The sequence below is a fragment of the Cellulosimicrobium sp. ES-005 genome, assembly GCF_040448685.1.
Lineage (GTDB): Bacteria > Actinomycetota > Actinomycetes > Actinomycetales > Cellulomonadaceae > Cellulosimicrobium > Cellulosimicrobium cellulans_G.
On record NZ_CP159290.1, the window covers coordinates 324,278 to 336,632 of the forward strand.

Annotated in this window: 11 protein-coding genes; 3 read left to right on the forward strand and 8 right to left on the reverse strand. The window is 69.4% G+C overall.

Annotated elements, in window-relative coordinates:
- Positions 1 to 352 precede the first annotated feature (352 nt).
- The 3 genes from ABRQ22_RS01405 to ABRQ22_RS01415 form a co-directional block, all read right to left on the reverse strand.
- Positions 353 to 1,390, reverse strand: a complete 1,038-nt coding sequence (locus tag ABRQ22_RS01405; RefSeq protein WP_353708315.1) for a hypothetical protein — start codon at positions 1,388 to 1,390, stop codon at positions 353 to 355.
- A gap of 44 nt (positions 1,391 to 1,434) precedes the next feature.
- Positions 1,435 to 3,189, reverse strand: a complete 1,755-nt coding sequence (locus tag ABRQ22_RS01410; RefSeq protein ID WP_353708316.1) for an AAA family ATPase — start codon at positions 3,187 to 3,189, stop codon at positions 1,435 to 1,437.
- A gap of 1,266 nt (positions 3,190 to 4,455) precedes the next feature.
- Complete coding sequence (locus ABRQ22_RS01415; RefSeq protein WP_353709480.1) at positions 4,456 to 5,448, reverse strand: L-lactate dehydrogenase; 993 nt, start codon at positions 5,446 to 5,448, stop codon at positions 4,456 to 4,458.
- A gap of 313 nt (positions 5,449 to 5,761) precedes the next feature.
- Here ABRQ22_RS01415 and ABRQ22_RS01420 point away from each other — a divergent pair, with 313 nt between their 5' ends.
- Positions 5,762 to 7,513: a glycosyl hydrolase family 18 protein gene (locus tag ABRQ22_RS01420; protein WP_353708317.1), complete on the forward strand. Its 1,752-nt coding sequence runs from the start codon at positions 5,762 to 5,764 to the stop codon at positions 7,511 to 7,513.
- A gap of 309 nt (positions 7,514 to 7,822) precedes the next feature.
- On the opposite strand, the gene ABRQ22_RS01425 is transcribed toward ABRQ22_RS01420, so the two are convergent.
- The 3 genes from ABRQ22_RS01425 to ABRQ22_RS01435 all read right to left on the reverse strand — a co-directional run bounded on the left by ABRQ22_RS01425 (position 7,823) and on the right by ABRQ22_RS01435 (position 9,760).
- On the reverse strand, positions 7,823 to 8,518 hold the full coding sequence (locus ABRQ22_RS01425) for a phosphatase PAP2 family protein (protein WP_353708318.1): 696 nt from the start codon (positions 8,516 to 8,518) through the stop codon (positions 7,823 to 7,825).
- The gene (locus ABRQ22_RS01430) at positions 8,518 to 9,240 is read right to left on the reverse strand and encodes a phosphatase PAP2 family protein (RefSeq protein ID WP_353708319.1); all 723 of its coding nucleotides are present in this window, start codon (positions 9,238 to 9,240) and stop codon (positions 8,518 to 8,520) included. The genes ABRQ22_RS01425 and ABRQ22_RS01430 overlap by 1 nt, the downstream gene beginning before the upstream one ends.
- A gap of 124 nt (positions 9,241 to 9,364) precedes the next feature.
- The gene (locus ABRQ22_RS01435; protein WP_087470003.1) at positions 9,365 to 9,760 is read right to left on the reverse strand and encodes a RidA family protein; all 396 of its coding nucleotides are present in this window, start codon (positions 9,758 to 9,760) and stop codon (positions 9,365 to 9,367) included.
- A 242-nt stretch (positions 9,761 to 10,002) separates the two neighbouring features.
- Between ABRQ22_RS01435 and ABRQ22_RS01440 the strand changes: the two genes are divergently transcribed.
- Positions 10,003 to 10,494, forward strand: a complete 492-nt coding sequence (locus ABRQ22_RS01440) for an NUDIX domain-containing protein (protein ID WP_353708320.1) — start codon at positions 10,003 to 10,005, stop codon at positions 10,492 to 10,494.
- 9 nt (positions 10,495 to 10,503) lie between these two features.
- Positions 10,504 to 10,782 carry a hypothetical protein gene (locus tag ABRQ22_RS01445; RefSeq protein WP_353708321.1) on the forward strand — a complete coding sequence of 93 codons (279 nt, stop codon included), beginning with the start codon at positions 10,504 to 10,506 and terminating at the stop codon, positions 10,780 to 10,782.
- On the opposite strand, the gene ABRQ22_RS01450 is transcribed toward ABRQ22_RS01445, so the two are convergent.
- A complete protein-coding gene (locus tag ABRQ22_RS01450; protein ID WP_290445535.1) occupies positions 10,767 to 10,895 on the reverse strand; it encodes a hypothetical protein in 129 nt (42 codons plus the stop codon). The genes ABRQ22_RS01445 and ABRQ22_RS01450 overlap by 16 nt on opposite strands.
- A gap of 203 nt (positions 10,896 to 11,098) precedes the next feature.
- The gene (locus ABRQ22_RS01455) at positions 11,099 to 12,328 is read right to left on the reverse strand and encodes an acetyl-CoA C-acyltransferase (protein ID WP_353708322.1); all 1,230 of its coding nucleotides are present in this window, start codon (positions 12,326 to 12,328) and stop codon (positions 11,099 to 11,101) included.
- Positions 12,329 to 12,355: the final 27 nt, after the last annotated feature.

The following is a 12,355-nucleotide window of genomic DNA, read 5'->3' on the forward strand; positions in this document are numbered from 1 at the left end:
TCGCAATCCGGTGCTAAGCATCGTGTCGACGATCTGCGGTAAAGGTGTGACGTTGCGACGACCGCGCGTGAGGGCGGGACGGTCCTCCTCTCGCACCCCGCCTTGTGCACCAGCGCGACGTCCTGGACCCCGAGAGTGCGGACTTTGGCCCGGCGAGGATTGCAGAAGATCACCCGTCGCGGACCGGGTCGCCCATGGGATCCCGTTGCTGGCCTATGCCTGGCTCTATACGCTGGCGCCAGCGTGAGCCCTATTGATGCGAAACCACATACTATGGATAGGCGCGATATCTTTGCAGCGGCACGTCCATTCATAACGCCGTTAGTCTGGTCGGACGCGTAGCGCGCACGCTCTAAGGCTTGCTCGATGCACGCCGAGACCTATCTTGCACCAGTTTTCTCCAAGTTGCCACGAGGCGGGAGTCGTCGTCGCTAACAATACGCATGTGCGCGATTCGGTTGCGAATCGGAACTATCTGCGTTCGGAGACTCGCCCAGTGATGCGGTTCGAGACCAAGGCCTCCCAGTTCGTGTCGTTCGCGCAGGTCGAGAAGTTCGGTTGTTGTCAGCCACTCAAGCGGATCGCGAAGATCTGACAGTCGATTCGCGCGGGGCTGCGAATCCTTTTGGGCGCGCTCGATCACAGACTTGGCGAGTTCGCCGTCAAGACACGACTCGCGCCAGGCGTCCATCATTCGCTCGACGAGCGCACGACGCACCATGTTTCGAAGCATTCGCTCGAGCCGCCAGAGCTCGGAGAAGGTGTCAGGGACCGCGGCGCGCGACATCACCGTCTCCGCGGAAACCAGCGCGACCGCTCTGCGAAGATCCCTAAATCCGCCTGGGTTGCTCCAACTGGCTGCGTTGTCGTTGGTCGCGACAAGGCGTGCGCCCCGTAACGCCTCCAGGTCGGGCTTCGAGAGCGCAGCCAAGGCATCCAAAGGCGCAAGTTGCGATTCCCAAAGGGCAGTACTTAGTGCCAAAAGCGTGCGGTCCCCCAACTCCGAGACACAGTGGCGAAGATGCTCCTCGGGGTCATCGTCGTGAACGCTCTCAACCGATAGCGTTGGGAACAGTTGCTTCGCATCGGAGACAACGTCGCTTCCCACCGTGTCGGGAAAAGCAGTCTTTGGCGACCGAGAGATCAGGGCAAAATAGTGTCCTGAGGCGGCCTCGCGCATGATCCGTTCGCGAAGGGGTCCTAATTGGTCACCACGGCCGACCGCCAGTTCCTCCATCCGGTCGACAAAAATCCAGGATTCCTGAGTTTCATCGTCGTTCGAGAGAAAGGCACGCGCCGAAATGTGTCGACCCGGGAGTTCTTCGACCTGCGCTCGGAAATCGTCCGATGCATGCCCGAACTGCAGAAATACGATGGAGAACTGTTCCATCGTACGAGGGAGAGCAGAGACCCAAGTGCTCGCAGATGGTGCCGTCACTTCAACTCCAATAGGACGCTCAATTCGAAGGTGCCGGAGTTCTCACGGATAAGACCCAGGCTGATAAGGTGATGAATCGCGCGATCCTCGTCGCGGGCGATCTCCGCAAAATCTCTGGGGTACTCCTTAAGTGCCTCTAGCAGCACGCTTTCTGTCGGGTAATACCGCGCGAGATGGTTTAGCATCTCCTCGACGTTTCCCGCAACGCCGCGCTGCCATGGGATGAGGCGATGCAATACATCGGCTTTACGCATGACGCGGCGGTATGTATCCATCGGAAGTGTGGCGACGACCTCCGATGCGAGGTTACGATAGAGGTACGCGTGCCCACCGGACGCGTCGTGAAGTGCCTCTAGCGCACCCTCCTGGATTTCGATGCCCATTCGCGCGCCAATTCCGGTAGCGAGCTCGTCGGCTTCTAGCCGGGAGAAGGGCCCCAGGTATCGCGCCTTCGCCCAGGAGAAGAGCGGATTTGGCCGGCCGTACAGGCGCCCGTTCTCTAGAATATGGTTGGTTAGCCCGGAGAGTATAAATGTGAAATTGTCGCTTGACTGTGCAACCGCGCGAAGGCTAGCGAGCACCTGGGCGACGCCTGGGTACTCGCCTTCTTGAGTGTCGACCTGGTCGGAAGGAGTTAGGAATTCGATCTCGTCGAGCAGGAGGACGAGCGTGACGTGTTTGTCTGACAACTGGCGAACGGCGCGATCGAGCGCAGTTTTAAACGAGCTAACTGTCGGTTGCGAAGCCACGGCATCCAACTGCCCGGCATCCACGTCTCGAGATTGGAGTGCGGACGAGATGCGCGAGGCAACTTCGCGCATAAAATCGGGACTCGGATCGACCGGCGGCGAGGGAAGTGTCTCCAGGTCGACGAAGATCGGAAGTAGATGCTCAGACTCGAGCGTCTCGGCCAGCTTGAGAAGGATGCTTGTCTTGCCACTCTTCCGAAGGCCAAATAGTCCGGAAGCCCGCTGATTTACGATGTCGTCTCGAAGTTCTTGGAGCAAGGTCTTTCGCCCGAAGAAGTTCTGTCCGCTCACTGGTGTCGTCTCATAGAACAGGTCGCGGGCGTAGATGTAATCGCGGAGTTGCGAAATGAGGGCGATCGGCTCGGGTCCCAAATTTTGCGGCAAAGGGACTGCAGTGAACTGGAGTTTGGACCAGTCCTTTAGCTTGACTGTGATCCGTTCATCGGGCGCGCTGAAGAAGATCAAATCGGGGGTGACCTCGCGCTTTAGCTTTACGATCCGATCTTTGGCGAGCACGAAGGATCGAATTTGCAGATCGTGGTACGGAGAATAGAAGAATGCGACTTCGCGCGTGAGCCCAAAGGCGGCCTCAATTGCTCCGCTGAATCGTGCAAGTGCAAAACCTGACTCGCGTCCATCGGGAGTTCGGATCATCTCCGCGTGCACAAATTGCGAACCGAGCGCTTGCAGCATCTTCTTGTGCGCTCTTGCCTCGGGGAATGTCGACTCTAGTTTTGCTACCTTCCGGAGAACGTCTTCCCTCGTGGGCTCCTTAACTGGGTTTGCCTGCCACGTATATGTCGTCGCAGGGGTCACGCTGGGTCGCTCCGTCAGACTCACTTCGGTGGCGGATTCTTGGCTGGCGCCATAGTTCTGGTAGATGCGTCTGACGACCGGGTCGGCTACCGTGCTCGACGCAGAGCGCGCGAACTCGCCGATGCTGGTTAGATACTTAAGAATTTCCGCAGATTCGATGTTGAGTTCGCGTGCGATCTCGTACACTCGGGGGTTCAACGGTACCTCGCATTTACGCACGTAGAGCAGTCTTTGCTGGGGCCGGTCTTCGACTCCGCAGTGAGCAGCGTTCTAGTTTCTGATGCCCTCAGGCCCGGGGGGCTCGGCGTTCGTTCTCGAGGCAACGGAGCTCCCCAATGCGTTCGTGTGATGCGATCAGCGCACACAGTACGCCTCGTGCCCGCCCCGTGGCGATCGACACTCGGTTGACTGGAGCTGTGTTGCGGCGTGCTCGCTGCTGTCAGCTGTGGTCCTCTCATGCTGGAGTCGCGGCGCGTCCGCGCCGCGCTGCCGCTGTCCGCCGGAGCCCCGCGCCCAGCTCACACGTTCGCTGCGCGCACCCCGCCGGGTCGCCGGCCGCAACGACGAAGGCGGTTTCGGGACCCGTCCGGAATCGCCTCGCGCCATTCTCTCCACCCTGTGCGACCGTTGCCCGTCTGCTTTTTCACCCTTACGTCATGCTCGACACCACGCCTCGTCGCGCGACGTCGTCTCCAATGCCTCTCTACGAGTCCGGACGTGCTCGATGAACCGGTCTGGGAGTCGGACGGCGTGGTCCACGGTCCACCACGCAGTGCCGTAGGCCTTCGGGCCGGACGAACGCCTGGTCTGTGAACTCCGGATTGCCGTCTTGCTGTCCGCACAACCGGCATGTTCCTTATCGAGGTACGCCCTGGCGACGTGACCGCGACCGAGGTGTTCCGCGTCCGTCTCACGATCTCCCGTGGGCCGCTCAGTATCGACGAAGCTGACCGGATCGGGCCAGCTCGGTCGCGTGGGCGGCCCGTCCCAGCCGATGACCGTCAGGGTCGGGTCTTGCATCTAGACCACATCACCATCCGGCCCCGTATCGAGAGCCGAGCATCCGGCCGACTCCGGCCCGCGTCAAGGGCGCGTGCGGCGTCGCTGCGCGATGGCCTGCGGCCAACCTTGACCCAGATCTCCGCCGGCCTTCTTTGCTCCGCTCTCGGTTCGGTGCCTCCGAGTGCCCCCAGCGCGGCCCGCTGCCCGAGTCCACCGGTATGCCTCCGTTCTGACTGCCGCACGTATGCTCAAGCGCAATCCCGTGCGAGGAGTGTTCGAGCGACGGTGCAGGGCAGGGCGTTCTGGCAGCGTCGTCCGAGGGTATGAGGGTCGACCATCCAAGCCCACCGGTGCCGCCATCGAAGAAACCCACTCGCAGAATCCTGCGGCTGGGGCTTGCCGTGCGTCTGGGTCTCGCGTCCACACTCCCGGCGTCAGTCGGTAGTGCACTCACAGCCCGCTCCGTCCCGCAGCGGTGCGCAGTGCGTCGGCGGAACGGTGCAGCGCGGTGAGCTCGGCGTCGGACAGGGGCGTCGGCAGCAAGGTCCCGGCGCCGCCGTGGCTGACCATCGTCGGGACGGAGAGGCACACGTCGTCGATGCCGCGGTAGCCGTTCAGGAGCGAGGAGACCGGCATGACGCGGTGCTCGTCGTTGGTGATCGCCTCGACGATGCGGGAGGCGGCGAGGCCGATCGCGTAGGCGGTGGCGCCCTTGCCGGCGATGATGTCGTAGGCGGAGTGGACGACGTCGTGCGCGATGGCCCGGCGCACCTCCTCGGTCAGCGGCTCCCGGCCGTCGAACGGGTCGAGGTCCAGGAGCGGCACGCCGCCGATCGTCGCGGACGACCACAGGGGCACGGCGGTGTCACCGTGCTCGCCGGCGACGTAGGCGTGCACGTTCTGCACGGCCACGCCGACGTGGTCGGCGACGAGGTACCGGAACCGTGACGAGTCCAGCACCGCGCCGGAGCCGAGGACCTGCGCGCGCGGCAGCCCGGAGTACCGCAGGGCGGCGTAGGTGACCACGTCCACCGGGTTGGTGACCATGAGGTAGACGGCGTGGGGCGTGACCTCGACGAGCTGGAGCATGAGCGTGCGCGCCAGGCCGACGGTCCGGGCGGCGAGGTCGATGCGCGTCTGCCCGGGTTGCTGCTTGGCGCCCGCGGTGACGACGACGACGTCCGCGTCCGCGCAGACCGCGACGTCGTCGGAGCCCTCGACGCGCGCCATGGGCATGAACTGGATGCCGTGGGCGAGGTCGAGCGCCTGGGCGCGGACCTTGGCCGTGTCGACGTCGTACAGGACCACCTCCCGCGCCGCCCCGCGGATCAGGACGGCGTAGGCCAAGGTCGCGCCGACCGAGCCGGCCCCGACCACGGCGACCTTCGCCGTCGTGCCTGTCTGGATCCCGCCTGTCCCGGTTCTCGTCTCACCGGTCTGGATGTCGCTCCGCTCCTGCCTCACCGCAGTCACTCCCTCGTCGCGTGCGTCGCATGAGAAGTACGGGCCGCTTCCAGGCTAGGACGTCTCGGCGGACGGCGACGGTGGGAGCGTGCGACCGGCCCCCGCGCGGAGCCGGCCCACGGCGGCTCCTGGACGGGCGTCCACGGTCCGCGGGTCGACCGTCCGACAGAAACGCCCACGAGCGGGCGATTTTCGTTCGGACCCTGGCGTAAACACCTCCTGTCCAGGTAAGTTGCAGGAGACCGAACAAATCCCGGGATCCCAGCCCGGGCCGAAGAGCAACGAGGCCTTCATGAACGATCGATCGACACCCAGCGCGGCCTCCTCGGGCCGCTCGCTCGCCAAGACCTCGCCCGCACCGACCGCCCGCTCGCGCGTGGTCGCCGCCACCGCCGTCGTCGGGGCGCTCGCCCTGACCGTGGCCACCTTCGCGTCGCCCGCGGTGGCGGCGTCGCAGCCCACGGCGAAGCCGGCGGCCTCCGTCGCCGGGCCGTCGGACATCAACGGGTTCCGCAGCGTCGGCTACGTCATGGCCGACTCGCGCGTGACCCGCGACTTCCACGTGGCCGACCTCGTCCGCACCGGCGCGATCGAGGACCTCACGCACATCAACTACGCCTTCGGCAACGTCACGACCGACCTCGTGTGCGACATCGCCGACGTCCCCGGCGAGGGCGACCCCCTCAACGACTTCGTCGCGGAGGTCGCGGCCAAGGACTCCGTCGACGGCAAGGCCGACAAGCCCGGCCAGAAGCTCGCGGGCAACTTCAACCAGCTCAAGAAGCTGAAGGCCGTCAGCCCCGACACCAAGATCCTCATCTCGCTCGGTGGCTGGACCTGGTCCGACAACTTCTCCGAGGCGGCGTCCACGGCCGAGGGCCGCACCGCGCTCGTCGACTCGTGCCTCGACCTGTACATCGACGGCAACCTGCCGGTCGTCGACGGCAAGGGCGGCCCGGGCGCCGCGGCCGGCATCTTCGACGGCATCGACATCGACTGGGAGTGGCCGGTCACGGGCGGGGAGACGGCGAACGCCCGCCCCGAGGACAAGGAGAACTTCCTGCTCCTCATGGAGGAGTTCCGCACCGCGCTCGACGCGCGCGGCGCGGCGAACGGCGAGGACTACCTCCTCACGGCGTTCGCGCCGGCGGGTGGCTGGAACGCGGGCCAGGGCGGCTGGCTCGACCCGCGCCTGTTCGCCGTCGTGGACTTCCTCAACGTCCAGGGCTACGACTTCCACGGCGGCTGGGTGCCGAACCAGACGGGCCACCAGGGCAACCTGCACCCCGACGGCACGCAGAACTGGGGTCTCGGGCTCGACGGCGCGCTCGGCATGTACGTCAACGCGGGCGCCGACCCGTCGCAGGTCAACGCGGGCCTCGCGGCGTACGGCCACGGCTGGTACGGCGTCGAGGACGGCTCGCAGGGCTGGCAGCCCGCCGCGGGCTACGTCGGTACCAAGACGTACGCCGAGCTGCGGTCGTTCGACGGCGAGCAGTACTTCGACCCGGAGATCGGCGCGAGCTGGCTCTACGACGGCGACCAGTGGTGGAGCTACGACGACCCGGCGTCCGTGACGGCGAAGGCCGAGTTCGTCGCGACGCAGGGCTACGGCGGCGCGATGTGGTGGGACCTCTCGGGCGACTACCGCAACGAGCTGGGTGACGCGCTGGGCTCGACGTTCCGCGCGGCGACCCCCGGTCCCGGCGTGGCCGACGAGTGCGCGGTGCCCTGGTACGGCACGGGCGTCTACACCGGTGGCGAGGTCGTCTCGCACGAGGGCTCGGAGTACAAGGCCCAGTGGTGGACCCGTAACCAGGAGCCGGGCGCGTCCAACGCCTGGAAGAAGATCGGTCCCTGCGGCACGGCGCCCGAGGTCGAGGTCGCGGACTGCGCCCCGGCATGGTCGCGCGAGGCCGTCTACACCGGCGGTCAGACCGTGTCCCGCGCCGGGGTCAACTACACGGCCCAGTGGTGGACCCAGGGCGAGCTGCCCGGGTCCGTGACGTGGGGCTCGTGGGACCCGGTGGGTCTCTGCGCGTGATCTGACGGGTCGTCCGGGCGCGCGCATCGCCCGGACGACCACCGCACGACGACGGCGGGCCCGGTCTCAGGACCGGGCCCGCCGTCGTCGTTCGGGGACAGGCGCACCGACCAGGCCGCTACCTCGCGGACCAGCCCTCTACCTCGGCCGACCATGCCTCTACCTCGCGGACCAGCCCTCTACCTCGGGCGACCAGGCCTCTACCTCGGGCGACCGGGCCTCTACTTCGCGCGACCAGGCCTCTACTTCGCGCGACCAGGCCTCTACCTCGTCTGGCCAGGCCTCTACCTCGCGCGGTGGGCGTCGCCCTCAGCGCTGGGCGCGGACGTCGCGGCGTAGGTAGTTCCAGGCGAGGACGCAGCAGACGATGCCGTTGATCAGGCCCACCACCACGTCGGCCGGGCCGTGGGCGCCACGGTAGAGGCGGGACAGGCCCACCGCGAGCGGCACGAGGCAGCACAGGACCGTGACGACGACGCGCAGGACGGGGTGGGCGATGCGCTGCGCGAGCAGGGCGAGGGTCAGGTAGAACGCCGCGGACGCGCCGGTGTGGCCGGAGGGGAAGCTCGACGTGGGCGGCGCCTCGTCGAGCCGCGAGACGTCGGGGCGCGCGCGCCCGACGACGATCGACGACGTGAGGAAGATCAGGGCCTGGAGCGCGACGGCGAGCGCGGGCACGACGGCGAACCACCACTGCCGCGTGCGCCACCAGACGAGCGCGATGGTGAGCACCGTCCCGCCGATGATGAACTCGGTGGTCCCGATCAGCGAGAACAGGTCGGTCACGGTGTCCCAGAAGGGCGTGCGTCGCTGTTCGAGCCACCGGTTCACCCCGACCTCGCCGGGCAGGTCGCCCAGCGGACCGGTCACGAGGAACCCGGTCGCGACGATGAGGACCCACAGGACCGCGCCGGGGAGGAAGGCCCGGAGCCCGACGTCGCGCAGCACCTCCTTCGCGGTGGGTCGGGACGTGTCGAGCTCGTAGCGGTGCACGAAAGGATGCATCAGACCTCGTTCTTGGGAGCGGAGCCGGAAGAGCGGGCAGACCGGGCGGACGTCCACCCGTGGTAGCCGACGGCGGACGCCCCCGCGACGGCACCGCCGAAGAGGATGCCGCCGACGACGTCGGACGGGTAGTGCGCGCCGAGCAGCACGCGGTCGGCCGCGGTGACGAGCGCCAGCGCGGTCGCACCGCCGACGACGGCCACGCGGCCACGACGGCCGAGCAGCGGCCACACGAGCACCGTGAGGCTCACCCCGACGGCGGCGGCGTTCATCGCGTGCCCGGACGGGAAGCTGGACCCGGGTACGACGGTCACCGCGTCCTCGACGACGGGACGCGCGCGGTCGACGAGCTCCTTCGCGCCGAGCCCGAGCGCCCACGCGCCCCAGATCGTCCCGGCCGCCCAGGCTGCCCGTGTCCCGAGGCCGTGGCGCCGCCACGCCCAGAGGCACACGCCCATCGCGGCGAGGTTCATCCACCGTGCGGCGAGCACCTCCTGCCCCACGAGCAGGGTGCGCTCGAACGCGGGCCGCTCGCCGGTGAACCCGGTCGCCGCGGCGACGGCGGCGCGGTCGGCCCCGACGACGAGCCCCGACTCCGCGCGCACGAGCCACGCGAGCACGAGCACCGGGACGGAGGCCGCGATCCCGTACGCCGCGGCTCTCCCCAGCGCGCGCCTCCTGGCACGCCCGAGCGAGCGGCGCAGGGCAGGGTCGGCGGGCACCCCCGGACGGTAGCCGGGGCTACGGCCGTACGCCCGTGGAGAGGGGGCGGTTCCGTACCGACGGCCCGATCGTCGGCGGGGCTATTGCCGCACGCCCGTGGAGAGGGGTGTCAGCCCGAGCGGCTCAGGCGGGCAGGGCCGCGACCGCCTCGATCTCGACGAGAGCACCGGGCCGGCCGATCCCCACCCGGAGGACCGTCACCGCCGCGGGGTGCGGACCCCAGACCTCCCCGACGGCGGCGAAGCCCGCCATGAGGTCGGCCTCGGGGTCGAGGTAGACGGCGAGCCGCGCGACGTCCTGCGGCCCCGCGCCCGCTTCCGCCAGCACGGCGAGGACGTTGCGCAGCGCCTGCGCGGTCTGGGCCGCGATGCCGCCCTCGACGATCGCGCCCTCGGCGTCGGTCCCGTTCTGGCCGCCGACGTAGAGCGTGCGGCCGGTCTCGACGATCGTGCCCTGGGAGAAGGCCGGGTTGCGGTGCAGCCCGGCCGGGTTGAGGTGCGTGACGCTCGGCGTGGTCATGGTCGTCCCCTCCTGCGGTCTGGTCCTGAGGCGACCGACGCTACGCGCGGCCACCCACAGGCCCACGGCGGGCAAGGAGCCCGGCCCTCGCCTCCACCCAGGACCACGCCGGGCAAGGAGCCCGATCCGCCCCCACCCAGGACCACGACCCGCCCCCACCCAGGACCACGACCCGCCCACGATGAAACCCGGGGCACGGCCCCCGACGGGCCGTGCCGCCGTCGGCTGTGTAGGAAGGAGGGGTGAAGCAGTCAGCAGGGCTCGTGCTCTACCGTTTCCGTGACGACGTCGTCGAGGTGCTCCTCGGGCACATGGGCGGACCGCTGTGGGCGCGCAAGGACGCGGGCGGCTGGACGATCCCCAAGGGCGAGGTGGAGCCCGGCGAGGACGGTCACGCCGCGGCGCTGCGCGAGTTCGCGGAGGAGCTCGGCGTCCCGGCCCCGGCGGCGCAGGCGCCCGACCTCGACCTCGGCACCGTGCGTCAGCGTGCGGGGAAGCTCGTCGCGGCGTGGGCACGCGAGGCGGACCTCGACGTCGCGGCGATCTCCAGCAACACGTTCGCGCTGGAGTGGCCGCCGCGCTCGGGGCGGATGCAGGAGTTCCCCGAGCTCGACCGGGCCGGCTGGTTCCCGCTCGCACGGGCTCGCGGCCTCGTCGTCGCGGGCCAGGTCCCGCTGCTCGACCGCCTCGAGGAGCGGCTGGCGGACGCCCGCGACCCTGCCGTCGAGCCGTAGGCTCCGGGCGTGGCGCTGTATCACTACGGGCTCTCGAAGCCGCCGCGCGACCAGCGACGACGCCGCTGGTGGGCCGTCGCGGTGCTGGTGCTGTGCGCTCTGGTCGGCCCCTTCGTCGTGGCGGGCGCGGTCCAGGCCTGGCTCGCGGGCGACGTCGCCGAGGCCCTGATGCAGACCCTGGTCTCGATCCTCTGCCTCAGCGGGGTCGGGAGCGCGGTCTGGGGGTTCGTCGACTCGTTCCGCGGCGAGCGCCTGCCGGACGGCGGTCCGGGTCAGCCCAGCAGGTAGGGCGCCGCGGCGAAACCGGCGACGAGGCCGACGAGCACGACGGCGGCGGCGGACAGGTGCGAGTGCCGCGCGCGGCTCGCGGTGCGGCGGGCTGCCTCGGTCACGGTGGTCATGGCGGTCCTCTCGTCGGGGTGGTTCCAGGGAGAGAGACCGCGCCCGACGCGATCCATGACGCGGTTCCGGCCGACCTCGGCGCGATCTGCGTCACACCGCGGCGACCGGAACGCGCCGACCCTGGTGCAGCATCGTGCACCAGGGTCGGGTGGTTCGCTCGGGCAAGCGCGTGCGGCGGGGTCCTGCGTGCCCGACGAGGGCGTCAGGCGCGCAGGATCAGCGCGTCGCCCTGCCCGCCCCCGCCGCACAGCGCCGCCGCGCCGACGCCGCCGCCACGGCGCTTCAGCGCGAGCGCGAGGTGCAGCGCGAGGCGGGCGCCGGATGCGCCGACGGGGTGGCCGAGCGCGATGGCGCCGCCGTCGGTGTTCACGACGTCCGCGTCGATGCCGAGGTCCGCGACCGACTGCAGCGCGACGGCGGCGAACGCCTCGTTGATCTCCACGAGGTCGAGGTCCGCCGCGGCGATCCCCTCGCGCTGCACGGCGGCCTCGATGGCCCGCGCCGGTTGGGAGTGCAGCGAGTTGTCGGGTCCCGCGACCTGCCCCGCCGCACCGATCTCGGCGAGCCACGGCAGGCCGTTGCGCTTCGCGAAGGCGCGGCTCGCGACGACGACCGCCGCCGCGCCGTCGGACAGCGGCGAGCTCGACCCGGCGGTGATGGTCCCGTCCTGCACGAAGGCCGGGCGCAGCCGCTCCAGGGCCTCGAGCGTCGTGTCGGCGCGCACGCCCTCGTCGTGCTCGACGACGACCGGCTCGCCCCGCCGCTGCGGCACCTCGACGGGGGCGATCTCCTCGGCGAGGCGGCCGGCATCGCGCGCGGCCGCGGCCAGCTGGTGCGAGCGCAGCGCGAACGCGTCCTGCTCGGGGCGGCCGATGCCGCGCGTCGCGCAGCCGCGGTCGGTGAGCTCGCCCATGACCTCGCCGCTGAACGGGTCGTTCAGGCCGTCGTGCGTGAGCGAGTCGGCCATCGTCACGTCCCCGAACGCGAACCCGGCGCGCGAGCCCACGACCAGGTGCGGGGCGTTCGTCATGGACTCCTGGCCGCCCGCGACGACGACGCTCGCCTCGCCCGTGCGGACCAGCCGGGCCGCGTCGATGATCGCGGTGAGGCCCGAGAGGCACAGCTTGTTGATCGTCACGGTGGGCACGTCCCAGCCGAGGCCCGCGAGGATCGCGGCCTGGCGCGCGGGGCCCTGCTTGGCGCCCGCCTGCACGACCTGCCCGACGATCACCGTGTCGACCTGCTCCGGCGCGACGCCCGCGGCCGCGAGCGCGCCGCGGATCGCGTGCGCGCCGAGCTCGGCGGCCGAGAGCGAGGCGAGCGCGCCGCGGAAGCGCGCGAACGGGGTGCGTGCGCCGTGCAGGAGGACCGGGGTGACCTCGTCCTCGGGGGTGACGGCGACGTCGGGCAGGGGGCTGGCGGCGGTGCTCATGGGACTCCGATCCGGGGAGGGCGAGGA